Origin of the sequence: Bacillus cereus group sp. MYBK139-1 (assembly GCF_051916915.1) — a bacterium.
GTDB classification, from domain to species: Bacteria; Bacillota; Bacilli; order Bacillales; family Bacillaceae_G; genus Bacillus_A; species Bacillus_A pacificus.
This window is the reverse complement of sequence record NZ_JBQAHO010000003.1, coordinates 25,956-50,617: the sequence shown is the minus strand read 5'-3', so window position 1 is coordinate 50,617 and position 24,662 is coordinate 25,956. Positions and strand designations below refer to the sequence as shown.

Below are 24,662 nucleotides of genomic sequence, written 5' to 3'. Positions count from 1 at the left end.
TAAATTAAAGTTCTGAAAATTCAATTAAAAGGAGTGTTGAAATTGGAAAAACGTATCGTTTGTTTAGCTGGTGATGGTGTTGGACCGGAAGTTATGGAAAGTGCGAAGGAAGTATTGCGTATGGTGGAAAGGCTATATGGTCATCATTTCCATTTGCAAGATGAGTACTTCGGCGGGAGTGCTATTGATTCAAATGGGCAGCCATTACCACAACGAACACTTGCCGCTTGTTTAGCAAGTGATGCGGTTTTACTAGGAGCAGTTGGTGGACCAAGGTGGGATAGTGCGAAAGAAAGACCAGAGAAAGGATTATTAGCTTTAAGAAAAGGACTCGGTGTATTTGCGAACGTTCGCCCTGTAACGGTAGAAAGTGCAACGGCACATTTATCTCCATTAAAAAAGGCTGATGAAATTGATTTCGTTGTTGTTCGTGAATTAACAGGTGGGATTTATTTTTCTTATCCGAAAGAACGAACCGACGAAGTAGCAACGGATACACTTACGTATCATCGCCATGAAATTGAACGTATCGTTTCTTATGCCTTTCAATTAGCGAATAAACGGAAGAAAAAAGTAACATCTATTGATAAGGCGAATGTTTTAGAATCTAGTAAACTATGGAGAACTGTAACAGAAGAAGTAGCACTTCGTTATCCAGATGTTGAATTAGAACATATTTTAGTAGATGCAGCTGCTATGGAGTTAATTCGGAATCCAGGACGGTTTGATGTAATTGTAACAGAAAATTTATTTGGGGATATTTTAAGTGACGAAGCTTCCGTATTAGCTGGATCATTAGGAATGCTTCCATCAGCAAGTCACGCGGAAAAGGGCCCTTCGCTATACGAGCCTATTCACGGATCAGCGCCGGATATTGCCGGGAAAAATAAAGCGAATCCAATTGCCATGATGCGCTCTGTTGCCATGATGCTTGGGCAATCGTTCGGATTAACGAGAGAAGGGTATGCAATTGAAGAAGCAATTTTCACAGTCCTTAAATCAGGAAAATGTACAGCCGATATCGGCGGGACTGAAACGACAACTTCATTTACGAAGGCAGTTATGCAAGAAATGGAAGAACAAGCATTGGTAGGGAGAGGGAGATAATGGGGAAAAGGTTGCTAGATAAGCTTTGGGAAAAACACGTAGTTGCGACAAATGAAAACGGATTGGATTTATTATATATCGATCTGCACCTTGTTCATGAAGTAACGTCACCGCAAGCCTTTGAAGGCTTGCGGCTTACAAATCGAACGGTACGCAGACCAGATTTAACATTCGCAACGATGGATCATAATATTCCAACGAAAGATGTTTGGAATATTACCGATCGCATTGCGAAGCAGCAACTAGATACACTACGGGAAAATTGTAAACAATTTCAGGTGCCGTTAGCGGATATTGGAGATAAAGAGCAGGGGATCGTTCATGTTATCGGACCAGAACTTGGGCTCACGCAGCCAGGAAAAACAATTGTTTGTGGTGATAGCCATACGGCAACGCACGGTGCATTTGGTGCGCTAGCATTTGGTATTGGTACGAGTGAAGTGGAACATGTATTGGCAACGCAAACGCTGTGGCAAAGAAAACCGAAAGCGATGGGCATTGAGTTAAAAGGGAAATTACAGAAAGGTGTTTACGCAAAAGATATTATTTTGCATCTCTTTTCAAAGTATGGTGTAGCAGTTGGAACGGGATACGTAATGGAATTTTACGGAGAGACGATTCAGGCTATGGAGATGGAAGAGAGAATGACGCTTTGTAATATGGCGATTGAAGGAGGAGCAAAAGCGGGTATTATCGCGCCAGATGAAAAAACAATTGCTTATGTAAAAGGACGTAAATATGCACCGAAAGACTATGAAACTTTCGAGAAGAAATGGTCTGAACTTTATACAGATGTAGATGCAATGTATGATTTACATATTTCGATAGATGTTACAGATTTAGCGCCATACGTTACGTGGGGAACAAATCCGAGTATGGGAGTTCGTATTGATGAGAAATTGCCAGAAAAACATGATGTAAATGACGAAAGAGCATTTTCTTATATGGGATTAAGCCCTGGACAAAGTACGTATGATATTCCAGTTCAGCATGTCTTCATTGGATCTTGTACAAATTCCAGGCTCTCTGATTTAGAAATTGCTGCAGCTGTTGTGAAAGGGAGAAAGGTAAAAGAAGGTGTGCGAGCACTCGTTGTGCCTGGATCGAAAAGAGTAAGGGACGCGGCGATGCAAAAAGGACTACATCACATATTTGAAGAAGCGGGATTTGAATGGAGAGAACCTGGATGTTCCATGTGTCTTGGAATGAATCCAGATCAAGTACCTGAGGGAGAGCATTGCGCTTCCACTTCAAATCGTAATTTTGAAGGAAGACAAGGAAAAGGAGCAAGAACACATTTAGTTAGCCCAGCAATGGCGGCAGCAGCTGCGTTATATGGTCATTTTGTTGATATTAGAAAGGAGAGTTATGATGGAGCCATTTCGTATTCATAAAGGTACTGCCGCAGTACTTATGAATGATAACATTGATACAGATCAAATTATTCCGAAGCAATATTTAAAGAGAATTGAAAGGACGGGATTTGGAAAATATTTATTTGATGAGTGGCGGTATGATAATGAACGACACGAAAACCCTAATTTCCCACTTAATGCATCAGATAGAAAAGGAGCAAGTATATTAATTACAGGTGATAATTTTGGATGTGGTTCTTCAAGAGAACACGCACCTTGGGCACTTGCTGATTATGGTTTCCGCGTAATTATCGCGGGAGGGTTTGCAGATATTTTTTATATGAATTGTATGAAGAATGGTATGTTACCAATTGTAATGGATAAAGAAATGCGAGAAAAGCTTGCCAAAACGGATGCAAGAGAACAAATAGAAGTAGATTTAGAGAATGAAGTAATTACAACAAGTACGCACAGGTTTCATTTTAAAATCGAGAAAATGTGGAAAGAGAAATTATTAAATGGTTTAGATGAAATTAGTATTACAATGCAATATGAACAAGAAATAAAAGAGTATGAAAGAAGGGTAGCTGTACATTAAAAGATAACGGAATATTTAAAATGTATTTACATTCAGAATTAAGTATTATATACTATGTAAAAATTAGAGGAGAAAGGGAGTAAGTATTATGAAAACAATGCAATCTATTAAAATGCTTACACAACTACATCATCATACATAAAGCCCTTGAACCTAGCGTGAAAACGTGTAGGTGCAAGGGTTATTCCCGTTGTACCTACACGCTACTAAAGAGCCTTGTAGGTATATTTTATCTACAAGGCTCTTTTTATTTTCGGTTTAGGTGCATGAAATAAGCATACATTAGAAAGGGAAAGGTGTGAGAATTTCGATGACAAAATGGAAACGGGCAAATCCAAATGGAACGAGAGATTATTTATTCGAAGAATGTATGTTAATTGAAGAAGTGGAGCAAAAATTAAGGCGTACTTTTTTAGAGAGAGGTTATGAAGAAATAAGGACACCAACAATTGAATTTTATGATGTGTTCGCCTTTCAAAGCAGGCCGATAGATGAAGAAAAGATGTATAAATTTTTCGATGAAAAGGGAAGGATTATCGTATTGCGTCCAGATATGACAATTCCTTTAGCGAGAGTGATCGGAACGCAGAGGTGTGATACACCACTTAAAGTGACGTATAGCGGAAATGTATTTCGAGCGAATGAGTCCCTTACTGGAAAATATAATGAGATCGTGCAAAGTGGTATTGAAATTATTGGTATTGATAATGTAAGAGCTGAAATTGAATGTGTTATAAGTGTCATTCAATCACTTCAAAAGTTGAAAGTGCAATCTTTTACAATAGAGATTGGGCAAGTGCAGTTATATAAATGTATTGTCAAAAAGCTCTCCATTCATGAGGAAGAAGAGAAAGTTCTTAGAACATATATTGAAAGTAAAAATTATGCCGCTCTATCAAATTTTATTAGAGAAAAGAAATTAGAGCGATGTGATGAAACAGTAAGGTTACTGGAGAAATTACCAAGGTTATTTGGGAATTTAGAAGTGATTGAGGAAGCAGAAAAACTCGCATCAAGTAATGAAATGAAAATGGCCATCGCAAGAGTGAAAGAAATATATGAAGCAATTGACAAGCTAGGCTATGGATCGTACATATCAATTGATTTAGGTATGATTCAACATTTGGACTATTATACAGGTGTTATTTTCAAAGGGTATATATATGAAATTGGAGAAGAAATTGTTAGTGGCGGAAGATATGATGAGTTAATTGGAAATTTTGGAGAAATGTTGCCGGCTGTTGGACTCGCGGTGCAAGTTAATCAAATTGTGAAGGCGCTGCAGGAGCAGCAAGAACCATATGAACGAAAGAGAATAGATATTATGATTCATTACGAGTTAAATAGATTAGCAGAAGCGGAACGGTTACGAAATTTACTTCAAAAGGACGGGAAAAAAGTAGAGATATCTTTATTTTCTAATTTAAATGACACCTTTCAATTTGCAAGAAAGCATCAAATAGTAACGGTCGTTGAGGCAAAGAACGAATCGTTAGTGGAATATGTATGGAACGAGAAATGGGTAGTCCAGAAAGAAGGAGAAACTTCATGCGTAACATTCAAATTGCGTTAACGAAAGGAAGATTAGAAAAACATGTGATTCCACTCTTTGAGCAGATTGGAATCGATTGTTCAGAGCTTAAAAATAAAGGACGAAAGCTTGTCTTTCAAAGTAAAAATACAGATATCTCATTTATTTTAGTGAAAGCAGTAGATGTTGCTACTTATGTAGAACATGGAGTAGCGGATATCGGGGTCGTTGGAAAAGACATTTTAATGGAAAACGAAAAAGATATTTATGAAATGTTGGATTTAGGAGTAGGTGTGTGTAAGTTTTGTGTTGCTTCTATTCCTACTTATAATCCGAAGAGCTACCGGAAGAAACGTATTGCGACGAAATATCCACATATTACTTCTAACTATTTTCATGATAAAGGAGAGGATGTAGAAATCATAAAAATAGAAGGTTCTGTAGAAATTGCTCCTATTCTTGGGTTGGTAGATGCGATTGTTGATATTGTTGAAACAGGAAAAACATTACAAGAAAATGGACTCATTGTATTTGAGGAAATGTATTCTATATCTGCTCGAATGATTGTAAATAAGGCTGCATTAAAAACTAAAAAAGACGAAATATTCAGTATTATAAATATGATGGAGCAAGAAATTTTGTCAGGAAAATAGGGGGACTTGTAATGGAGATCGTTTTTGAAGATTTTCAAAAGGCGTTATCGAAAATAAAATTACTACGAGAAAATGCCAATATAATAGAAGAAACTGTTCAAAGAAGTGTAAGTGAAATCGTTCAAAATGTAAGGGAGAGTAGGGATGATGCCTTATCTTTTTATACAAAAAAGTTTGATGGTGTAAAGATGAAAGATTTTCGTGTAAGTGAAGAAGAAATAAAACAAGCGAGTTTGTTTGTAGAGAATTCATTTTTAGAAGCGTTACAAGAGGCGAAGAAAAACATTATTTCTTACCATGAAAAGCAAAAAAGACAATCGATGTTCGATTGCGCGAGTAAAGGCATCATTAGAGGACAAATCATTCGGCCGTTAGAGAATGTAGGAGTATATGTGCCAGGCGGAACTGCTTCGTATCCTTCGTCAGTATTAATGAATGTATTGCCAGCAAAACTCGCTGGTGTGAAAAAGATTGTAATGGTAACACCGCCAAGAGAAGGAGGAATTGATCCACATATTTTAGTTGCTGCAAGCCTTGCGGGAGTAGATGAAATTTATACGATAGGTGGTGCGCAAGCAATTGCTGCTTTAGCATACGGGACGGAATCGATTCCGAAAGTGGATAAAATAGTTGGACCAGGAAATTTGTACGTCGCTCTAGCGAAACGAGAAGTATATGGAATAGTAAATATCGATATGATTGCTGGACCGTCAGAAATTGTAGTTATTGCAGATGAAACCGGCAATGCAAAATATATTGCTGCTGATTTATTATCGCAAGCAGAACATGACGAGAGAGCGACAGCAATTTGTATTACAACAAATATAGATTTAGCAAAAAAAGTAGAAAAAGAGATAGAAAGGCAGTTAGAAACATTACCAAGAAGCGAAATTGCACGTGAATCAATAAAGAGAAATGGGGCCATTTTTATCGTTCCTTCTTTAGATGAGGCGCTAAAGTTATCGAATGAAATTGCCCCGGAACATTTAGAGTTACATATAAAAGAACCAATGAATGCTCTAGCTTATGTGAAACATGCAGGATCTATCTTTCTTGGAGCATATGCACCAGAACCGCTCGGGGATTATTTAGCAGGGCCGAATCACGTGTTACCGACAAGTGGAACGGCAAGGTTTTTCTCACCGTTATCAGTCGATGATTTTGTGAAAAAATCAAGCTTTCTGTCTTATACGGAGGAAGCATTAAGAGATGTCCAACATCATATTGTAGAGCTTGCCAATAAAGAAGGGTTACATGCGCATGCGAGAGCAATTCAAATAAGATTTGAGGAGGAAGAATAATGCGTGAGTCTAGTCAAATACGTGAGACGACAGAGACAAAAATAAAATTAAGTTTACAGCTTGATGATGGGAAGAACGTTTCTGTACAAACGGGAGTTGGTTTTTTTGATCATATGCTAACTTTATTTGCAAGGCATGGAAGATTCGGTTTGCAAGTGGAGGCAGAAGGGGATGTATTCGTTGATGCGCATCATACAGTTGAGGATGTTGGGATTGTACTCGGAAATTGTTTGAAAGAAGCACTGCACAGTAAAGAGGGGATTAACAGGTACGGCTCAGCATATGTACCGATGGATGAGTCTTTAGGCTTTGTTGCAATTGATATAAGTGGACGCTCATATATTGTATTTCAAGGAGAATTAACGAATCCGAAGCTTGGGGATTTTGATACAGAACTAACGGAAGAATTTTTTAGAGCAGTTGCTCATGCTGCCAATATTACATTACATGCTCGCATTTTATACGGAAGTAATACACATCACAAAATTGAAGCCTTATTTAAAGCGTTTGGTAGAGCGCTTAGAGAAGCAGTCGAAAGAAATGTCAACATTACTGGTGTAAATTCAACGAAAGGGATGTTGTAATTGATTGCTATTATAGATTATGGAATGGGAAATATTCGTAGTGTAGAACAAGCATTAAAGCATATTGGAGCAGCGTACATTGTAACGAGTGATAAAGAAGAGATTTTTAGAAGTGATGGAGTGATTTTACCAGGAGTAGGTGCATTTCCAAAAGCGATGGATGTATTGGAAGAAAAAGATTTAGTGCGTGTGTTACAAGAAATTGGGCGTTCCAGAAAACCACTTCTAGGTATTTGCCTAGGAATGCAGCTTTTATTTGAAAAAAGTGAGGAACTAGAAGACTGTAACGGGCTAAGTTTATTGCCAGGCGTTATTCGAAAGTTAAAGGTTCCTTATAAAATTCCTCATATGGGATGGAATGAGTTAAAGAAAGAAGGAGAAATAGCGCTTTGGAATGGAGTAGAGGACGGTTCTTTCGTATATTATGTCCACTCTTATTACGCAGATTGTCCAAATGAAATTGTGTATGGAATAAGTGATTATGGAGTAAAAGTACCTGGTTTTGTAGCAAAAGGAAATATATATGGCGCACAGTTTCATCCTGAAAAAAGTGGTGACATAGGGATGGAAATGTTGAAAAATTTTAAAGGAGTGGTAGAATCATGGAAATCTTCCCAGCTATCGATTTAAAAAAGGGACGATGCGTTAGACTGTATCAAGGGGAATTTAGTAAAGAAACAGTAATGAATGAAGATCCGGTTGCGCAAGCAATTATATTTGAAAAATTTGGAGCGAAACGGTTGCACATTGTTGATCTAGATGGTGCAGTTGCTGGTGAGTCGTTAAACTTGTCCGTCATTGAAAGAATTTGCAAGGCAGTACGTATTCCAGTGCAAGTTGGAGGAGGAATTCGATCACTTGTAGCCGTAGAGAAGTTATTTTCAGTAGGGGTAGATAAAGTGATTTTAGGAACAGCTGCTCTTTATGATAAGCCATTTTTAGAAGAAGCAGTTTTTCTATATAAAGAAAAAATCATCGTCGGAATTGATGCGAAAAATGGTTTCGTAGCAACGAGAGGCTGGCTTGATGTATCTGAAATTTCTTATATTGATTTAGCAAAACAAATGGAGAATGTAGGTGTTCAAACGATTGTGTTTACAGATATTTCGAAAGACGGGACGCTTACAGGACCGAATATAGAGCAATTGGAATTACTACAAAAAAGCGTTTCTACTCGACTTATTGCTTCTGGAGGAGTTGCATCTATTCAAGATGTGAAAAAGTTAAATGATATGAACATATACGGCGTCATAATTGGTAAGGCTCTTTACGAGAAAACGATTGATTTAGAAGAAGTGCTAGAGGTAACAAAGTTATGTTAGCAAAACGCATTATTCCATGTCTAGATGTGAAAGAAGGGCGAGTCGTAAAGGGGGTAAATTTTATAGGGTTACAAGATGTCGGGGATCCTGTTGAAATAGCAGCTTTATATAATGATGCGGGAGCAGATGAAATAGTATTTTTAGATATTACGGCAACGCATGAAGGACGAAAAACGATTATAGATGTTGTAGAAAAAACGGCTTCAAAAGTATTTATTCCTCTTACAGTTGGCGGAGGGATTTCAAGTGTGAAAGATATGTACAATTTACTAAGAGCTGGAGCAGATAAAGTTTCAATTAACTCAGCAGCAGTACGAAATCCAAAATTAATCGAAGAAGGGGCAGAGCATTTTGGTTCACAATGTATTGTCGTCGCAATTGATGCTAGAAAAGTAGCAGAAGATAAGTGGAATATATATGTGAACGGCGGAAGAGTTGATACGGGAATGGATGCAATCAGGTGGGCAAAGCGCGTTACAGAGCTAGGCGCAGGCGAAATTTTATTAACGAGTATGGATGCAGACGGAACGAAAAACGGATATGACCTTCGTTTAACAGAAGAAATTTCAAAAAGTGTTTCCGTACCTGTCATCGCGTCAGGTGGATGTGGTCATGCTAATCACATTATAGAAGTGTTTCAAAAGACAACAGTTGATGCAGCATTAGCGGCATCAATCTTTCATTACGGTGAGGCGACAATAGGGGACGTAAAGAGAAAGTTAAGAAATGCAAATGTTGAGGTGCGGCTATGAAACCTAACTTTTCAAAAGGACTATTACCAGCAGTTGTAATTGAAGAAGGTACAAAAGAAGTTTTAATGCTAGCTTATATGAATGAAGAGGCATATGAAAAAACAATAGAAACGAAAAGAACATGGTTTTATTCTCGTTCAAGAAGGTCGTTATGGAATAAAGGAGAAACATCAGGTAATGTCCAACATGTGCAATCTCTTTATTTAGATTGTGATCAAGATTCAATTGTTGTTGTCGTAAAGCAAGTAGGACCTGCATGTCATACGGGAGAAAAAACATGTTTTCATTACAAAATTATATAGGGGGATACATATGAAAAACGCCTTCACATTACTATTTGAAACAATTAAAGAACGAAAGAGAAATCCACTTCCTGAATCATATACAAATTACTTGTTTTCAAAAGGAGAAGATAAAATTTTAAAGAAAATTGGTGAGGAATGTTTTGAAGTAATTATTGCATCCAAAAATAATGATAACGAAGAGCTAGTGAAAGAAATGGTTGATGTATTGTATCACTGCTTCGTATTATTAGCCGAAAAAAATATATCATTAGAAGATATTATGGAGGAAGTGACAGAAAGAAATGGGAAGCTTTCGAGAGTAGGGGACAGAAGAGAAATAGATACATTATAGGGGGAATATGTATGAAGGTGGATTATCACATTCATTTAGAAGAAGGGCCATATTCAATAGGATGGCTAGCTAAAATAAATGAATCATTACAACATTATGAACCGCTAAAAGAAGAAAAACATTCTATGGAATGGCTTGTAAAAACACAAGAACGCCTGCAAAGACGTGTGAATGAAGGACCATTTACAACGAAATGGATTGATTTATATTTAGAAGAAGCTTTGCGAAAAGGGATAAAAGAAGTTGGTATTGTCGATCATTTATATCGTTTTTATGAAGCGAAAGAATACTATGAAAAATATGTTGATATTAGTGATTCGGGGCTTGGACGTTTACAAAAGGAATGGTTAGAACAAGTAAGGGTAGCTTCACTACATGATTTTACAAAGGCAATTGAAGAGGCGAAAGAACGGTGGAGTAAAAGAGGTGTTACGCTTAAACTTGGAATTGAAGCGGATTATTTTATTGGTGGTGAACAACAATTACAATCTTTACTCGCATTAGGAGATTTTGATTATGTAATTGGTTCTGTTCATTTTTTAAATGGCTGGGGATTTGATAATCCAGATACGAAAGAATATTTTAAGGAACATGACTTATATGCTTTATATGATACGTTTTTCAAAACGGTTGAGTGCGCAGTTCGTTCTGAGTTATTTGATATTATTGCTCATCTTGACAACATAAAAGTATTTAATTATCGGTTAGATGAGAATGAACAACTTTCCTATTATAAGAAAATTGCGCGTGCATTAGTAGAAACAAATACAGCAACGGAAATAAATGCGGGATTGTACTATCGCTATCCTGTGCGCGAAATGTGTCCGAGTCCGCTATATTTACAAGTATTAGCTAAACACGAAGTTCCGATTACACTCTCTTCAGATGCTCATTATCCGAATGATTTAGGAAAATATGTGGAAGAGAATATAAAGACGTTACGTAATCATGATATTGCTCACTTAGCTACATTTACGAAACGAGTCCGAACGATGAGATTACTAGAAGAAGAAGTAACAATTTCAAAATGATCACGATTTTTTCATGAAAACCCATCTTTTTGTTCAAAATAAGAAAGAATAAAAAGGAGGGTAAAGAAATGGTGAAACAACAAAATAAACAAAACGTACAAGATGCACAGCAACAAGCGTATACTTCTGATACGAATGCTACATCTCAATCAGTGATTGAGGAACAAATTAGTGATACAGTTGCAGAAGGAACAATTGATGTGAAGCTTGGAAAACAATCGCAAGAAAAAGCGTAAAAAGAGGGGAGACTTGTATCTCCTCTTTTTTTATGGAAAAGTGTCGATTTTCAAAACTATAATCAAATTCCTTGGTTTTTATATGTGGATTTCTTACAATGAAAGATAAGAGCTATCCTATTTTGTATAGAAGAGGTGTTAGTATAGTGGCAAAAATATTAGTAGCAGGAAAAATTCCCGAAATCGGATTAGAACTATTAAAAGATCATGATGTAGAAATGTATGATAAAGAGGAGTTAATTTCTTTAGATGAATTAACAGAACGTGTAAAAGATAAAGATGCATTGTTAAGCTTACTTTCTACAAAGGTGACAAAAGAAGTGATTGATGCGGCACCTAATTTAAAGATTGTTGCAAACTACGGTGCTGGTTACGATAATATTGATTACTCATATGCCGGAGGAAAAGGGATTGCGGTAACGAATACACCGAAAGTATCAACGGAAGCGACAGCGGAATTAACATTTGCACTTCTTTTAGCAGCTGCACGTAGAATTCCTGAAGGTGATACGCTATGCCGTACAACTGGATTTAACGGATGGGCTCCATTATTTTTCTTAGGCCGCGAAGTACATGGTAAGACAATTGGAATTATCGGCCTTGGAGAAATCGGAAAGGCAGTTGCAAAGCGTGCAAAAGCGTTTGGAATGAATGTTTTATATACAGGACCAAATCGAAAGCCTGAAGCTGAAAGTGAACTGGAAGCAACATATGTAACATTGGAAGAATTATTACAAACAGCAGACTTTATTACAATTAACTGTGCGTATAATCCGAAATTGCATCATATGATTGATGAGGAACAGTTCAAAATGATGAAGAAAACAGCGTATATTATAAATGCTTCACGTGGACCAATTATGCATGAAGCGGCACTTGCTCATGCTTTAAAAACGAATGAAATTGAAGGGGCAGCTCTTGACGTGTTTGAATTTGAGCCGAAAATTACTGAAGAGCTAAAAGGATTAAAGAATGTGGTACTTGCTCCTCACGTAGGAAATGCAACATTCGAAACGCGTGATGCGATGGCCGAAACGGCGGTAAGAAATATTTTAGCTGTATTAAATGGCGAAGAACCTGTAACACCTGTCAATCAAAAAGTATTCGTTACAAAATAAAAAGAAACCTTCCGGAATCGGAAGGTTTCTTTATTTTTCTTTATTTGCTCTTTTTGATGGTCTTTGTCTAAGGAATTGAGATAGCATGTACAAAATATATAGTGGAATAGCAATGAATAAGAAAACAGAAAAATTACCGAACCCTGTTTGGTACATTGTGATAATGATGCCCACTAAAAATAGTGTAATAATGATGCTATATCGTGGAATTGGTACATCTTTTAAACTTGGGATACGAATGCGGCTCACCATTAAAAATGCGAACGTTACAAATACTGTAATAAGAACGATTTTTGGAATGGTATGTGAAAATAATGTTAAGAAAGCAACAAGCCCTCCCGCTGCTGTAATCGGTACCCCAGTGAAATATTTCATTGAAGTAGAAGATGGTGTTACATTAAATCGTGCTAAACGATATGCTCCGAAAAGAGGGAATAGCCCCGCTATGTATAGTCCGATGATTCCATAATTAGAGAAAGATGTGTAATACATGAGAACAGCAGGTGCTGCACCAAATGTTACGACATCTGCAAGCGAGTCAAGCTCTTTTCCCATTTGTGAATCAACGCGTAATAAACGAGCAACACGCCCATCAAGACTATCTAACATCATCCCGATAAGTACTAAAATAGCAGCTGATTTATAATATCCTAAAGATGCATAGCCGATTGACAAGAATCCACTATATAAATTTCCGAGCGTAAATAAGTTTGGAATAGCTGCTCTATACAAAATCTGATCCCTTGCTTTCTGTAATAAATTCTTAATTAGTGTATGAAAGTTTACTTATTTTATCATACCATAAATTTCTTCCTCATACGAAAGAAATTCCCAATTTGTGAAAGATTTCATAGAAGAATGATTTGAAAAATAAGTGAAAAAAGAAGCAACTTTTATAAAGTTGCTTCGTGTATTATTCAAAGTTCGTTGTCATAGTTCCAGTTTTATACCGATTGTTAGGATCGAAACGTAACAAATCTCCATAAATGAGTTTGTCGGAAAGTTTCAATTCTGTTTTTGCTTTTTCAATATTCGGTTGACATAATGAGATGTCTGCTTCTTCACCTGTGTTTCGTTTATAGCACATGTTTTTTGTATACACATAATCTTCCGAAACGAAGCTACCATCACGCATTACCATAAGAGGGTCTTTTTCTTTAATAAATAGGTCAGTTCCAAATTCAACTGATTGATTTGTTTTAATACCAAGTAAATGAAGTAGCGTTGGTTTAATATCAATTTGACCAGACACTTTAGAAATGACTTTTCCTTCTTGACCAGGCACGTGAATGATGAGAGGGACGCGTTGTAATTGCATAGAATCAAACGGTGTAATAGCGTCTTTCCCAAGGAACTGAGCCATAGCTGCGTTATGGTTTTCAGAAATACCGTAATGATCTCCATAAATGACAATAACGGAATTATCATACAGTCCTTCTTCTTTTAATTGTTTAATAAATTGTTTAAGAGCTTCATCTGTGTAACGAACAGTTGGGAAGTAACGGTTTACAACACCACTTTCTGAATTAAACTCATCAACATATTGATCTTCTGGATTTAGAAGAAATGGAAAATGGTTTGTTAAAGTAATGAATTTTGTATAGAATGGCTGTGGTAAAGATTTTAGCTTTGGAATAGATTGTTCAAAGAACTCTTTATCTTTTAACCCCCAACCGACAGACATTTGTTCTGTGCCTACGTAATCATTTAAATTAAAGTAACGATCATATCCAAGTGCAGGATACATTACATCACGATTCCAAAACGTTTTATCGTTTGAATGGAAGACAGCAGAAGAATATCCGTATTTCTTTAATTGTTCTGGTGTAGCTGTATATTCATTTGTTGCATGAGTAAAGAATACAGAACCGCGGTCTAACGGATAAAGTGAATTTTCAACGATAAATTCAGCATCAGAAGTTTTACCTTGCCCTGTTTGATGATAGAAGTTATCGAAATAAAAGCTATCTTTAATAAATTCATTTAAAAATGGAGTAATTTCTTTTCCATTTATTTTTTTATTAATAACAAAACTTTGTGTAGATTCCATTGAAATTAAAATAACATTTTTGCCTTTTGCAGCTCCAAATAAATTTTTGTCAACTTGTTTATCTTTTGAATCTGTATAGTTTTTAATTTCAGAGAACCCGTCCCCACTTGCAAATACACGTTCAGCTGAAGATTTAGATTGAAGTGTAATATCAAATAGATGATATGTGTATAAACCTAAATTTTTCACGACAGTTTGACGGTCAAACGAGCGTGAGAACATTTGTGGTTTATAAATAACGGAAACAACAATTTGTAGTGCTAATAGAGCAGTTACACCGCTAAAGAAAGTTCTCTTCTCAGAGCGAGAAAGCGGCGTCTTGTCGCAAAATGATGGGAATTTACGCGAAAGAAACATTAAGATGATCGCATCTGCGAATAACAGTAATGTTTTATACGTAAAGAGTTCTTTTATACTCGTTCCTAAATCAGCCATATTATTTGTTTGAAATAATACTGGGAACGTAACGAAATCGTTATAAAACCCATAAAACATTGCATTTCCAAATAAAATGAATGACAGTATAAAACTAATTCCAACTATAATGCGATTTCGGTGTTTAGATGCAAATAAAGCAAAACCGAAAAATAAAAGTAACGCAGCTAGTGGATTAATAAAAAGCATAAATTCTTCAAAGAAATTATCAATTTTAATATCAAACGCTAGCTTGTACACAATATATGTTTTTATCCATAATAAAACGACTGCAACGAGTGCGAATCGCAGTTTTGGAAACAGACGTTGTAGCATAATATACTCCTCTCCTAAAAAGCATGACGGTTCTTGTGGGCCGATTTGATTAGCGCCTCATTTTATATATACGAACAGTCCTTTATTATTATGTTTATTATACTATGAGTATCATTATACGAAAATAAAAGAGAGTTGTGGACTTTTTTATAATAATTGAGTAGAAAAAGGGCAGTAGGAGACAATAAAATGGAGTTTCTATGTATGATTATTATCGTGCGCGGAAAGAATCGTGTAACAATACGGAGGTTATAATGCGAAAATTATTATATTTTATAGTATGCAGTAGTGTTATACTTTTTGCTTCACCAAGTGTGTCGGTAGCTCAATATGATGCACCTCTTATGGAAGATGCCCTTTATTCTGTCCTATTTCCGAAAATAAATAAAGCAATTGAAAAACAATATGGGAGCTTGAAGCCTTATCAATGTCCGAAAATTATTAGTTTAAAAAAAGTGTATAGCGGTACATATTTATTTCAAGCAGTTATTGAAGTAACGAAGTATGAACGTGTTGCAGGGAAAATTGCGCCACCATTTGAGAAGGTAACGATTACATTTAATAACGAAGAAGGCGAATGGGAAGTGACAAAGGTTTCAGTAAAGCGCTTACCAAACGATACGAAACTAAACTGTAAAAAAGCAATATAAAAAATTGTTTGACAAATAAAATGGTCCTTTGGTATTGTTAATAGCAACAATTAGATGTTTGAAAATTAAATAGACTTACCTCATCTACTCTCAAAGGTAGAGGCCGCGATAGGAAAGAGTAAGCTATGGGAGATTTAATGGAATCTGTGATCATAGGTTGAAAGGGACTATTGCCGAAATATAAGAATAACCATCTTATTCATATATTGGGACTGCATTGAATAAATGTAGTACTGTCATAAGATTTATTTTATGGAGAGCTATTTGGAGATGTTGATGCGGTTTCTTATTTTGAGGAGATAACAACTCGTTTATTTTTTCAATATATATTTTTCCTAATAAGAAACGCGTGTGAACATTGTTCCGCGCGTTTTTTGTCTATCTAAAAGCGTGCTGCAATGAATAGAAGATTGGGGTTATGAGTTTTAGAGGAAATAAGGGAGGAATTCAAATGTATTTACACGGCACAAGCCGAATCAATGGGCAAGGACACTTAGAAATTGGAGGGTGCGATACGACGCAGCTAGCAAAACAATACGGAACACCACTTTATGTATACGATGAAGAGTCAATTCGAGGAAAGTGCCGCGCGTTTCATCGTGCTTTTAAAGAAAGTGGGTTCTCTTATCAAGTAGCATATGCAAGCAAGGCGTTCTTGTGCATGGAGATGTGCCGAGTAGCTCGTGAAGAGAATATGTCATTAGATGTTGTTTCTGGAGGAGAATTATATACTGCACTACAAGCAGGATTTCCGGCATCGCGCATTCATTTTCATGGCAATAACAAAACAGATGAAGAAATTGTGATGGCTCTTCAGGCGAATATTGGTTGTTTTGTCGTAGATAACTTCTTAGAATTAGAAATTTTGCATGATTTAGCAGTGCAACATGGGAAATTTGTGAACATATTAATTCGTGTAACGCCCGGAGTAGAGGCGCACACACATGAATATATTACAACAGGTCAAGATGATTCAAAATTTGGATTTGGCGTGTCAAATGGTCAAGCGATGCAAGCAATTGAGCTTGCTTTACAAAAATCAAATTATAACGTGTTAGGAATTCATTCACATATCGGATCACAAATATTTGAAACAGCCGGCTTTGTACGAGCGATTGAAGTTCTTCATCAATTTTTAGAAAAAGTGAGAGAGCGAACAAATTATGTAGTAAAAGTGCTAAATGTAGGGGGAGGATTCGGAATACGCTACACAGAGTCCGATACACCATTAACTCTTGAGACGTATGTGCGAGCTGTAACAAGTGCGGTGAGAGAACAATTTACGTTATGTAATTATCCATTGCCAGAAATATGGGTTGAACCAGGCCGTAGTATTGTAGGTGATGCCGGAACGACACTTTATACAGTCGGATCTGTGAAAGACATTCCTGGTATTCGGAAATATGTATCAGTGGATGGTGGGATGACTGATAACTTAAGACCTGCTTTATATAACGCTCGTTATGAAGCGATGTTAGCGAATCGAGGGAATGATGAGAACGAGGAAGTTGTTTCGATTGCAGGGAAATGCTGCGAGAGTGGAGATATGTTAATTTGGGATATTAATCTACCGAAAGTTGCTTCTGCGGATTTACTAGCAATTTCTTGTACAGGGGCATACGGGTACTCGATGGCGAATAATTATAATCGGATTCGTAGACCAGCTGTCGTTTTCGCGAAAGGTGGTACATCACAAATTGTTGTAGAGCGCGAAACATATGAAAATATTATTGGGAACGATCGCATACGTATAAAAGAACTTGTTTAAATGAGGAAAAAGGAGTTGTTCGGATGGGCAATTCCTTTTTTATAAAATAAAATAATTAAAATATATCGGAAAACTAGGATTGAAAAAAATCAGAATTGTGATAAAATACAAATACAAAGCTTATCAAGAGAAGCGGAGGGAACTGGCCCGGCGAAGCTCGGCAACCTGCTTATAGAAAGCAAGGTGCTAAATCCAGCAAAATGGAATCCATTTTGAAAGATAAGGTAAAATATATTACCGAACAGTCTTTTCGAAATGGGAAAGATTTTTTTTATGAATAAAAAGGGGGGCTGTTCGCGTGAGCGTACGGGAACATTTTGAGGAAGTATCTGAGAAAATTGAAGCGATGCTTGCTGATATGAAATATGGTTCAATTACAATTGTTGTGCAAGATGGAAAAGTCATTCAACTAGAGAAAAGTGAAAAAGTACGTTTAAAGTAAAAAGCGCTGACTAGAAAAACTAGAGGCGGTTTTAACCTATTTCATTAGGTTAAAACCGTCTTTTTGCTTTTACAGGGGGAAAAAACATGTTGACGTATGAAACGTGGGAAGAAAATGATGTTTCATTTTCAGAAGAAGATGAAACGAAAGGCGCGTTATCTGTATTAAGTTGGGCTTATAAAGAATATAAAAGTGAAATTGTATACGCATGTAGCTTTGGAGTGGAAGGGATGGTACTGCTGCACCTTATTAACCAAGTAAATCCATCTGCTAAAGTTGTATTTTTAGATACTAACGTACATTTTCAAGAAACGTATGAATTAATTCAAAAAGTGCGGGAACGATTTCCTTCATTAAATATTATAGAAAAACAGCCAGAACTTACACTTGATGAACAAGCCGGATTGCATGGTGACAAGCTATGGGAAAGCAATCCTAATCTCTGTTGTAAGATTAGAAAAATTTTGCCTTTAGAAGAATCATTAGCGAATGAAAAAGCGTGGATATCGGGACTGAGGAGGGAACAATCAGAAACCCGTAAGCATACAAAGTTTATAAATCAAGATCATCGCTTTCGATCTATTAAAGTTTGTCCGCTCATTCATTGGACGTGGAAAGAGGTATGGCGATATGTATACAAACATAGTTTGCCGTATAACCCATTACATGACATTGGATATCCAAGTATTGGGTGTGAGAAATGTACGTTACCTGTAGGAGAGGGTGGCGATTCGAGAGATGGTAGATGGGCCGGGAAAGTAAAAACTGAGTGTGGTCTTCATTACCAATAAGGTGAATTTGAAAATAAAGCTAAGAGAGGGTATAGAAAATGAGTACAAGAAACGAGTTAATAAATCGAATAGACGAGACATACGATGTATCACAAATTGAAAAAGAAATTGGGCTAGATAACATTGCGTTAAGTGATTTAGAACTATTAGCGACAGGGGGATATAGCCCGCTTACTGGTTTTTTAGGAAAGAAAGATTATGATTCGGTTGTAGAAACGCTTCGTTTAGGTAATGGAAGTGTTTGGAGTATACCCATTACATTACCAGTAACAGAAGAGGTAGCAGAGACGCTAAAAGTTGGAGAGGAAGTAAAACTTGTTAACGGTGAAAATGTATATGGTGTCATTCAAATAGAAGATATTTTTGTGCCTGATAAGGAAAAAGAAGCGTTACTAGTGTATAAAACGACGGATGAGACTCATCCTGGAGTGAAAAAATTATACGAAAGACCGAACGTTTACGTCGGAGGAGCTATTGTTCTGACGAAACGTTTTGAAAATAATCCGTTTCCTTCTTATCATTTAGATCCAATTGAAACGAGAGAGGAATTTAAAAAACGTGGTTGGAAAACAGTAGTTGGATTCCAGACGAGAAATCCGGTACATCGTGCTCATGAATATATTCAAAAATCTGCTCTTGAAATTGTAGATGGTCTCTTTTTAAATCCGCTCGTTGGGGAAACGAAGTCGGACGATATTCCTGCTGATGTAAGAATGGAAAGTTATGAAGTATTACTTCAAAACTATTATCCGAAAGATCGTGTCTTTTTAAGTGTATTTCCTGCAGCAATGCGTTACGCAGGACCGAGGGAAGCGATATTCCATGCATTAGTCAGAAAGAATTTTGGATGCACCCACTTTATTGTAGGGCGCGATCATGCAGGAGTAGGAGATTATTACGGTACTTATGAAGCGCAAGAGATTTTTACAAACTTTACAGTGGAAGAGTTAGGGATTACACCGTTATTTTTTGAGCATAGTTTTTACTGCACGAAATGTGAAGCGATGGCTTCAACGAAAACATGCCCGCATGGAAAAGAGGATCATGTCATCTTATCTGGTACGAAAGTAAGAGAGCTATTAAGAAACGGTGAGGTTCCACCAAGTACATTTAGTCGTAAAGAGGTAGTAGAGGTACTAATTAAAGGATTGAAAAAAGAAGTAGTAACAGAATAGGGAGAGAATGAGATGGATACGAATATTACTTGGCATACAGCTTCTGTTTCAAAAGATGAGAGAAGAGTGAAGAATGGGCATCATAGTTTTGTCATTTGGTTTACTGGTTTATCAGCTTCGGGTAAATCTACAGTAGCGAACGCGGTTGCTCGTAAACTATTTGAAAAGAATATTGGAAACTATGTACTTGATGGAGATAATATACGTCACGGTTTAAATAAAGATTTAGGTTTCTCTGAAAGTGATCGTATGGAAAATATAAGACGAATTGGCGAAGTAGCGAAGCTATTTGTAGATCAAGGGACTGTTGTTCTTACAGCGTTTATTTCACCGTTTCGAGTAGACCGAAAACAAGTTAGAGATCTATTAGCTGCAGATGAATTTATAGAAGTGTTTGTAAAATGTCCAATTGAAGAGTGTGAGAAACGTGATCCGAAAGGACTTTATAAAAAAGCAAGAAAAGGTGATATTAAAGACTTTACAGGTATCGATTCACCGTATGAGGAACCAGAGAAAGCGGAATTAATTGTAGAAACGCACAAGTATTCTATTGAAGAATGTGCAGAACAAATCGTGAAGTACTTACAAGAGCGTAGTTTTATATAGGGGGATAAAAAATGAGTTATGAAAAAGTATGGGCTAACAATGAAAAATTAAATCAAACTGAGAAAAATAAATTAAAAAAAGATGGATTGGAAATCTTTAATGATATTCCTTACTATGCAGAGAATGGCTTCGAATCTATTCCGAAAGAAGAGTGGGACGCATTCAAATGGGCAGGGTTGTATTTACAAAGACCGAAAGAAGCTGGTTATTTTATGATGCGTGTAAATATTCCTTCTGGCATTATTACGAATGCACAGGCAGAAGTGCTTGCTTCTATCGCTGAGGATTATGGGCGTGACGTAATAGATATTACGACAAGACAGGCAATTCAGTTTCATTGGTTAGAAATTCATCAAATTCCAGATATTTTTAAAAGATTAGCAAGGGTTGGGTTATCTTCAGCTGGGGCGTGTGGTGATATAACGCGTAATATTACGGGGAATCCACTTGCTGGTATTGATGCAAATGAACTATTTGATACAACTGGCATTGTAAAAGAGGTATATGATTATTTCCAACATAATGAAGAGTTTTCTAACTTACCGCGTAAATTTAAAATGTCTATTAGTTCTAACATTTATAATTCAGCAAACGCAGAGATTAACTGTGTTGCATTTACACCTGCAACGAAAGAAATAGATGGTGAGAAAAAAGTTGGTTTTCATATAAAAGTAGGCGGTGGGTTATCAGCCCGTCCGTATTTAGCTGATGAATTAGATGTATTCGTTTTACCAGAAGAAGTGAAGGCGGTAGCAATTGCGATTGCTACGATATTCCGTGATTTTGGATATCGTGAAAAACGTCATTTAGCTCGTTTGAAATTTCTTGTTGCAGACTGGGGAGCAGAGAAGTTTAAAGAGAAACTAATAGAATATACAGGACCATTACAAAGTAAAGGAGAAAGTGCTCTTAAAGGCTGGAATGCGGGATACTTTTATGGTGTCCAAGACCAAAAACAAGATGGACTAAAATATGTAGGTTTTAATGTGCCAGTAGGACGCCTACATGCAGAAGAAATGTTTGAGATTGCAAGAATTGCTAAACAATATGGAAATGGACAAATTCGTACATGTAATTCACAAAACTTCATTATTCCGAATGTTCCGCCAGAAAATGTAACTGGCTTGCTAAATGAGCCGTTGTTTGAAGCGATATCAGCAAATCCGAAATCGTTTATTGGTCACGCGGTTTCTTGTACTGGTATTGAATATTGCAATCTTGCATTAGTAGAAACGAAAGAAAGATTACGAAAAATTGCCGAATACTTAGATACACAAATTGCACTCGATGTTCCGGTTCGTATTCATATGGTAGGATGCCCGAATTCATGTGGTCAACGTCAAATTGCTGACATTGGATTACAAGGTGTAAAAATGAAAACGAAGGAAAAAGGAATTGTTGAAGCATTTGAAATATATGTAGGTGGAACGTTGTTAGATGGTGGTGCTTATAATCAAAAGTTAAAAGGAAAAATAGATGGCGAGGATCTACCTGATGTACTCGCATCATTTATAAGTTATTTCAAAGAAAATAAATTACCAGCTGAAATGTTTTATGATTTTGTAGGCCGTGTTGGTGTAGAGACATTACAAACAGTGTTAAATAACGTGTTAGAAGAAGTAATAGCGTCTTAGGAGGGGCAATATGGATTTATATCGATTTGAAGCGGTATTAGTGAATAGCATTGTTCCGATTGTTGTTGTTGCTGAAAGTGAAGAACAGGCATTTAAGATGGCGGAGATTGAGCTTGAAAAACATTTTTTACCGTTACCAGAAGTAAAGGAGATTGCTTTATTTGAAAAAAAGAAGATTCGAAAAAGCGCAGCCTTTGTTATTCATGAGTAAGGAACATTGAAATATGAAGAAATGAAAACTTCCATTCCTATATAAGGATGGAAGTTTCACTTTAATAGTAGAAATGAGGAGAGATGATGGGAAAAGTATATATCGTTGGAGCGGGCCCTGGTGATCCAGATTTAATTACTGTAAAAGGATTGAAATGCATTGAGAAAGCAGATGTTATTTTATACGACCGTCTCGTGAATAAAGAATTGCTTTCTTATGCAAAGCCTGAAGCGGATTTAATTTATTGCGGAAAACTACCAAATTATCACACGATGAAGCAAGAGACAATTAACACGTTTCTTATTAAATATGCGAAAAAAGGAAAAGTTGTAACGAGGCTAAAAGGTGGGGATCCATTAGTATTTGGTAGAGGAGGAGAAGAAGCTGAAGCGTTAGCAAAGCAAGGTGTACCGTTTGAAATCGTTCCTGGTATTTCAGCTGGAATAGCTGCTCCTGCTTATGCTGGTATTCCAGTGACACATCGTGATGCAAGTGCAAGTTTTGCTATTGTGACAGGGCATAGAAAAGAAGATGCTGAAGAGGAAGTGAAGTGGGGAAATTTAGCGAAAGGTGTAGAGACGTTAGCTGTATATATGGGGGTTAGCAATTTACCCTACATATGTGAGCAACTGATAAAGCATGGAAAAGATAAAAGTACGCCTGCTGCTATTATTGAGCGGGGAACGACATCTATGCAGCGCACAGTTGTTGGGACGTTAGGAACAATTGTAGATGTTGCGAAAAAAGAACAAATTCAAAATCCGAGCATGATTGTAATTGGAGAAGTCGTCCGTTTTAGAGAAAAAATCCATTGGTTTGAGAAACAGACAGAAAGTACGTATCAAGTAAGTGGAGTGTTATAAAATGAAAGCCATCTTATATATATGTCATGGAAGTCGCTTGAAAGCAGCGAAAGAAGAAGCGGTTGCATTTATTACTTCATGTATGAACCATGTAGAGGCAAGTATTCAAGAAATTTGTTTTTTAGAGTTAGCGAGTCCAACTATTGATGAAGGGTTCCGTACATGTGTGAAGCGTGGTGCTACAGAGATTATTGTTATTCCCGTTTTTTTATTAGCGGCAGGTCATGTGAAGAAAGATATCCCGTTTGAATTGGAAAAGTTAACTAATCAATTTTTGAATGTTAAAGTGACCTATGGTAATCCGTTTGGTGTATCAGAAACACTTGTTAAATCGGTGTATAGCGGAAGTGGTATTGAACAGGAAGATAAGAATGAAGTGACGTTGCTTCTCGTTGCAAGAGGGAGTAGCGATCCTGAAGTATTAAGAGATATAAACTGGATTGCTTCTTTATTTCAAATGGAAGAGAAGATTAAGAAAGTAGAAGTTTGTTATTTAGCAGCTGCAGAGCCAAAATTTGAGGAGAAGTTAAAGGAAGTTGTAGAACGAAAAGAAAAGAATATCGTTGTACTGCCTTACTTGTTATTTACAGGTTTGCTTATGAAGCATATTGAAAAAGAAGTACGCCAATATGAGCTAGATGAGATAAAAATAAGTCCATATTTAGGGAAGAATGGAGCGTTTCAGTATATGTTAATTCAGAAAACGAAGAAATTATTGAAGGGAGATCAATATGTATCCACTTACAGTGCGAGTTGAGAAGAAACGTGTTGTTGTCATTGGTGGAGGGAAAGTCGCGGGATTCAAAATTATTCCTTTACTCAAACAAGGTGCAGATATAGTTGTGGTAAGTCCTGAATTGGATGCAAATTTAGTGAAACTTGTAGAAGAAAAGAAAATTCGTTGGTATCAAAGGGAGTATGAAAAAAGTGATATTAATGGTGCTTTTTTAGTTGTAGCAGCGAGTAGTGATGCCGTATTGAATGAAAAGGTTGCTGAAGATACGGCAGAAAATCAGCTGGTAAATGTTATTACGAATCCGAAAAGTGGAAATGTTCATTTTCCGGCGGCGTTTCATCGTGGGCTACTTAATATAGCTGTTTCTACTGGAGGAGCGAGTCCGAAACTTGCAAAAAAAATTCGAGATGATATCGCAAATAAATATGATGAGACGTATGAATCGTATCTTGATTTTTTATACGAAGTTAGAATAAAGGTGAAAGAATTACAAATAGAGAAAAGAGAGAGAAATATATTGTTGCAAGAGGTATTGAAGTCGATATATGTTCAAAATGAACAAAAAAGAGAATTGTTTTTACAAGAATTAGAGAGAAGAGTTCATATAGGATAATAAATAAATTGTACTTTACAACTATAAGAATATAATTTATAATCACAAGTAACTTCAATAGATGAAATCGATGAGCAAGAAGAGTATGTATATTTGATACGTTCAGAGAGCTGGGGTAAGGTGTGAGCCCGGTACGATAAAATATACAG

Annotated in this window: 28 protein-coding genes, 2 riboswitches and 1 other annotated feature (1 of these 31 only partly in view); of the genes, 26 read left to right on the top strand and 2 right to left on the bottom strand. The window is 36.5% G+C overall.

The window, feature by feature from the left end; translation table 11 throughout:
* Positions 1-42: 42 nt before the first annotated feature.
* The 15 genes from leuB (at position 43) to ACTFRS_RS17160 (ending at position 12,224) form a co-directional block, all read left to right on the top strand.
* Positions 43-1,107, top strand: coding sequence for a 3-isopropylmalate dehydrogenase (gene leuB, locus ACTFRS_RS17230; protein ID WP_440023579.1), 1,065 nt, complete (start codon positions 43-45; stop codon positions 1,105-1,107).
* The gene (gene leuC, locus ACTFRS_RS17225) at positions 1,107-2,501 is read left to right on the top strand and encodes a 3-isopropylmalate dehydratase large subunit (protein WP_440023581.1); all 1,395 of its coding nucleotides are present in this window, start codon (positions 1,107-1,109) and stop codon (positions 2,499-2,501) included. Before leuB ends, leuC begins: the two co-directional genes overlap by 1 nt.
* Positions 2,479-3,060 carry a 3-isopropylmalate dehydratase small subunit gene (gene leuD / locus ACTFRS_RS17220; RefSeq protein WP_139869721.1) on the top strand — a complete coding sequence of 194 codons (582 nt, stop codon included), beginning with the start codon at positions 2,479-2,481 and terminating at the stop codon, positions 3,058-3,060. The genes leuC and leuD overlap by 23 nt, the downstream gene beginning before the upstream one ends.
* Before the next feature lie 310 nt (positions 3,061-3,370).
* Positions 3,371-4,633, top strand: coding sequence for an ATP phosphoribosyltransferase regulatory subunit (gene hisZ, locus ACTFRS_RS17215; protein ID WP_139869720.1), 1,263 nt, complete (start codon positions 3,371-3,373; stop codon positions 4,631-4,633).
* Positions 4,609-5,244 (top strand): ATP phosphoribosyltransferase, encoded by a 636-nt coding sequence (hisG, locus tag ACTFRS_RS17210; protein ID WP_001244478.1) that lies wholly within the window; start codon positions 4,609-4,611, stop codon positions 5,242-5,244. The genes hisZ and hisG overlap by 25 nt, the downstream gene beginning before the upstream one ends.
* 11 nt (positions 5,245-5,255) lie before the next feature.
* The gene (gene hisD / locus ACTFRS_RS17205) at positions 5,256-6,545 is read left to right on the top strand and encodes a histidinol dehydrogenase (protein ID WP_139869719.1); all 1,290 of its coding nucleotides are present in this window, start codon (positions 5,256-5,258) and stop codon (positions 6,543-6,545) included.
* Entirely contained in the window at positions 6,545-7,129 is a 585-nt protein-coding gene (gene hisB, locus ACTFRS_RS17200; RefSeq protein WP_139869718.1) for an imidazoleglycerol-phosphate dehydratase HisB, read from the top strand. The genes hisD and hisB overlap by 1 nt, the downstream gene beginning before the upstream one ends.
* Positions 7,130-7,759: an imidazole glycerol phosphate synthase subunit HisH gene (gene hisH, locus ACTFRS_RS17195; protein ID WP_139869717.1), complete on the top strand. Its 630-nt coding sequence runs from the start codon at positions 7,130-7,132 to the stop codon at positions 7,757-7,759.
* Positions 7,732-8,451 carry a 1-(5-phosphoribosyl)-5-[(5-phosphoribosylamino)methylideneamino]imidazole-4-carboxamide isomerase gene (hisA, locus tag ACTFRS_RS17190; RefSeq protein WP_440023585.1) on the top strand — a complete coding sequence of 240 codons (720 nt, stop codon included), beginning with the start codon at positions 7,732-7,734 and terminating at the stop codon, positions 8,449-8,451. Before hisH ends, hisA begins: the two co-directional genes overlap by 28 nt.
* Positions 8,445-9,203, top strand: a complete 759-nt coding sequence (gene hisF, locus ACTFRS_RS17185) for an imidazoleglycerol phosphate synthase cyclase subunit (protein WP_139869715.1) — start codon at positions 8,445-8,447, stop codon at positions 9,201-9,203. The genes hisA and hisF overlap by 7 nt, the downstream gene beginning before the upstream one ends.
* Entirely contained in the window at positions 9,200-9,505 is a 306-nt protein-coding gene (gene hisI / locus ACTFRS_RS17180; protein ID WP_098921949.1) for a phosphoribosyl-AMP cyclohydrolase, read from the top strand. Before hisF ends, hisI begins: the two co-directional genes overlap by 4 nt.
* A gap of 10 nt (positions 9,506-9,515) precedes the next feature.
* Positions 9,516-9,839 (top strand): phosphoribosyl-ATP diphosphatase, encoded by a 324-nt coding sequence (hisE, locus tag ACTFRS_RS17175; protein WP_139869714.1) that lies wholly within the window; start codon positions 9,516-9,518, stop codon positions 9,837-9,839.
* Between the two features lie 11 nt (positions 9,840-9,850).
* Positions 9,851-10,870: a histidinol phosphate phosphatase domain-containing protein gene (locus tag ACTFRS_RS17170; protein WP_139869713.1), complete on the top strand. Its 1,020-nt coding sequence runs from the start codon at positions 9,851-9,853 to the stop codon at positions 10,868-10,870.
* 68 nt (positions 10,871-10,938) lie between these two features.
* Positions 10,939-11,106 carry a DUF4025 domain-containing protein gene (locus ACTFRS_RS17165; protein ID WP_000240694.1) on the top strand — a complete coding sequence of 56 codons (168 nt, stop codon included), beginning with the start codon at positions 10,939-10,941 and terminating at the stop codon, positions 11,104-11,106.
* Positions 11,107-11,252: 146 nt separating this feature from the next.
* Entirely contained in the window at positions 11,253-12,224 is a 972-nt protein-coding gene (locus ACTFRS_RS17160; protein WP_440023588.1) for a 2-hydroxyacid dehydrogenase family protein, read from the top strand.
* Positions 12,225-12,254: 30 nt separating this feature from the next.
* Here ACTFRS_RS17160 and pssA read toward each other — a convergent pair whose 3' ends face one another.
* Complete coding sequence (pssA, locus tag ACTFRS_RS17155; RefSeq protein WP_000285422.1) at positions 12,255-12,956, bottom strand: CDP-diacylglycerol--serine O-phosphatidyltransferase; 702 nt, start codon at positions 12,954-12,956, stop codon at positions 12,255-12,257.
* Between the two features lie 181 nt (positions 12,957-13,137).
* The gene (locus ACTFRS_RS17150) at positions 13,138-15,024 is read right to left on the bottom strand and encodes an LTA synthase family protein (protein ID WP_139869711.1); all 1,887 of its coding nucleotides are present in this window, start codon (positions 15,022-15,024) and stop codon (positions 13,138-13,140) included.
* A 200-nt stretch (positions 15,025-15,224) separates the two neighbouring features.
* Here ACTFRS_RS17150 and ACTFRS_RS17145 point away from each other — a divergent pair, with 200 nt between their 5' ends.
* From ACTFRS_RS17145 to ACTFRS_RS17095, 11 genes are all read left to right on the top strand, one after another.
* Positions 15,225-15,674, top strand: a complete 450-nt coding sequence (locus tag ACTFRS_RS17145; RefSeq protein ID WP_061183989.1) for a DUF3888 domain-containing protein — start codon at positions 15,225-15,227, stop codon at positions 15,672-15,674.
* An 89-nt stretch (positions 15,675-15,763) separates the two neighbouring features.
* A riboswitch (Lysine riboswitch) is annotated at positions 15,764-15,945 on the top strand.
* Positions 15,946-16,125: 180 nt separating this feature from the next.
* Positions 16,126-17,442 carry a diaminopimelate decarboxylase gene (gene lysA / locus ACTFRS_RS17140; RefSeq protein ID WP_139869710.1) on the top strand — a complete coding sequence of 439 codons (1,317 nt, stop codon included), beginning with the start codon at positions 16,126-16,128 and terminating at the stop codon, positions 17,440-17,442.
* Between the two features lie 117 nt (positions 17,443-17,559).
* Positions 17,560-17,668: riboswitch (SAM riboswitch) on the top strand.
* A 72-nt stretch (positions 17,669-17,740) separates the two neighbouring features.
* Positions 17,741-17,884 carry a YezD family protein gene (locus ACTFRS_RS17135; protein WP_000116161.1) on the top strand — a complete coding sequence of 48 codons (144 nt, stop codon included), beginning with the start codon at positions 17,741-17,743 and terminating at the stop codon, positions 17,882-17,884.
* An 86-nt stretch (positions 17,885-17,970) separates the two neighbouring features.
* Positions 17,971-18,675 carry a phosphoadenylyl-sulfate reductase gene (cysH, locus tag ACTFRS_RS17130; protein ID WP_139869709.1) on the top strand — a complete coding sequence of 235 codons (705 nt, stop codon included), beginning with the start codon at positions 17,971-17,973 and terminating at the stop codon, positions 18,673-18,675.
* Positions 18,676-18,713: 38 nt separating this feature from the next.
* Positions 18,714-19,850: a sulfate adenylyltransferase gene (gene sat / locus ACTFRS_RS17125; protein ID WP_242293977.1), complete on the top strand. Its 1,137-nt coding sequence runs from the start codon at positions 18,714-18,716 to the stop codon at positions 19,848-19,850.
* A gap of 12 nt (positions 19,851-19,862) precedes the next feature.
* Complete coding sequence (gene cysC / locus ACTFRS_RS17120) at positions 19,863-20,456, top strand: adenylyl-sulfate kinase (protein WP_139869707.1); 594 nt, start codon at positions 19,863-19,865, stop codon at positions 20,454-20,456.
* An 11-nt stretch (positions 20,457-20,467) separates the two neighbouring features.
* Complete coding sequence (locus tag ACTFRS_RS17115) at positions 20,468-22,090, top strand: nitrite/sulfite reductase (RefSeq protein WP_440023592.1); 1,623 nt, start codon at positions 20,468-20,470, stop codon at positions 22,088-22,090.
* A gap of 10 nt (positions 22,091-22,100) precedes the next feature.
* On the top strand, positions 22,101-22,301 hold the full coding sequence (locus ACTFRS_RS17110; RefSeq protein WP_000366912.1) for a DUF3906 family protein: 201 nt from the start codon (positions 22,101-22,103) through the stop codon (positions 22,299-22,301).
* 86 nt (positions 22,302-22,387) lie between these two features.
* Positions 22,388-23,164, top strand: coding sequence for a uroporphyrinogen-III C-methyltransferase (gene cobA, locus ACTFRS_RS17105; RefSeq protein ID WP_440023594.1), 777 nt, complete (start codon positions 22,388-22,390; stop codon positions 23,162-23,164).
* Position 23,165: 1 nt separating this feature from the next.
* Positions 23,166-23,921: a sirohydrochlorin chelatase gene (locus ACTFRS_RS17100; RefSeq protein WP_440023596.1), complete on the top strand. Its 756-nt coding sequence runs from the start codon at positions 23,166-23,168 to the stop codon at positions 23,919-23,921.
* On the top strand, positions 23,896-24,513 hold the full coding sequence (locus ACTFRS_RS17095) for an NAD(P)-binding protein (protein WP_229135351.1): 618 nt from the start codon (positions 23,896-23,898) through the stop codon (positions 24,511-24,513). The genes ACTFRS_RS17100 and ACTFRS_RS17095 overlap by 26 nt, the downstream gene beginning before the upstream one ends.
* 61 nt (positions 24,514-24,574) lie before the next feature.
* Positions 24,575-24,662, top strand: a binding site (T-box leader) (it continues 161 nt past the right edge of the window).

Bases quoted from the DNA above. Each gene is read 5' to 3' on its own strand.
- lysA (WP_139869710.1), top strand. From the start codon at position 16,126: ATGTATTTACACGGCACAAGCCGAATCAATGGGCAAGGACACTTAGAA.
- ACTFRS_RS17095 (WP_229135351.1), top strand. From the start codon at position 23,896: ATGTATCCACTTACAGTGCGAGTTGAGAAGAAACGTGTTGTTGTCATT.
- leuD (WP_139869721.1), top strand. From the start codon at position 2,479: ATGGAGCCATTTCGTATTCATAAAGGTACTGCCGCAGTACTTATGAAT.
- cysH (WP_139869709.1), top strand. From the start codon at position 17,971: ATGTTGACGTATGAAACGTGGGAAGAAAATGATGTTTCATTTTCAGAA.
- hisG (WP_001244478.1), top strand. From the start codon at position 4,609: ATGCGTAACATTCAAATTGCGTTAACGAAAGGAAGATTAGAAAAACAT.
- hisB (WP_139869718.1), top strand. From the start codon at position 6,545: ATGCGTGAGTCTAGTCAAATACGTGAGACGACAGAGACAAAAATAAAA.
- ACTFRS_RS17110 (WP_000366912.1), top strand. From the start codon at position 22,101: ATGGATTTATATCGATTTGAAGCGGTATTAGTGAATAGCATTGTTCCG.
- cysC (WP_139869707.1), top strand. From the start codon at position 19,863: ATGGATACGAATATTACTTGGCATACAGCTTCTGTTTCAAAAGATGAG.
- cobA (WP_440023594.1), top strand. From the start codon at position 22,388: ATGGGAAAAGTATATATCGTTGGAGCGGGCCCTGGTGATCCAGATTTA.
- ACTFRS_RS17145 (WP_061183989.1), top strand. From the start codon at position 15,225: ATGTATGATTATTATCGTGCGCGGAAAGAATCGTGTAACAATACGGAG.
- hisF (WP_139869715.1), top strand. From the start codon at position 8,445: ATGTTAGCAAAACGCATTATTCCATGTCTAGATGTGAAAGAAGGGCGA.
- hisA (WP_440023585.1), top strand. From the start codon at position 7,732: ATGGAAATCTTCCCAGCTATCGATTTAAAAAAGGGACGATGCGTTAGA.
- ACTFRS_RS17165 (WP_000240694.1), top strand. From the start codon at position 10,939: ATGGTGAAACAACAAAATAAACAAAACGTACAAGATGCACAGCAACAA.
- leuC (WP_440023581.1), top strand. From the start codon at position 1,107: ATGGGGAAAAGGTTGCTAGATAAGCTTTGGGAAAAACACGTAGTTGCG.
- ACTFRS_RS17150 (WP_139869711.1), bottom strand. From the start codon at position 15,024: ATGCTACAACGTCTGTTTCCAAAACTGCGATTCGCACTCGTTGCAGTC.
- ACTFRS_RS17170 (WP_139869713.1), top strand. From the start codon at position 9,851: ATGAAGGTGGATTATCACATTCATTTAGAAGAAGGGCCATATTCAATA.
- hisD (WP_139869719.1), top strand. From the start codon at position 5,256: ATGGAGATCGTTTTTGAAGATTTTCAAAAGGCGTTATCGAAAATAAAA.
- ACTFRS_RS17100 (WP_440023596.1), top strand. From the start codon at position 23,166: ATGAAAGCCATCTTATATATATGTCATGGAAGTCGCTTGAAAGCAGCG.
- sat (WP_242293977.1), top strand. From the start codon at position 18,714: ATGAGTACAAGAAACGAGTTAATAAATCGAATAGACGAGACATACGAT.
- hisZ (WP_139869720.1), top strand. From the start codon at position 3,371: ATGACAAAATGGAAACGGGCAAATCCAAATGGAACGAGAGATTATTTA.
- ACTFRS_RS17115 (WP_440023592.1), top strand. From the start codon at position 20,468: ATGAGTTATGAAAAAGTATGGGCTAACAATGAAAAATTAAATCAAACT.
- hisE (WP_139869714.1), top strand. From the start codon at position 9,516: ATGAAAAACGCCTTCACATTACTATTTGAAACAATTAAAGAACGAAAG.
- hisI (WP_098921949.1), top strand. From the start codon at position 9,200: ATGAAACCTAACTTTTCAAAAGGACTATTACCAGCAGTTGTAATTGAA.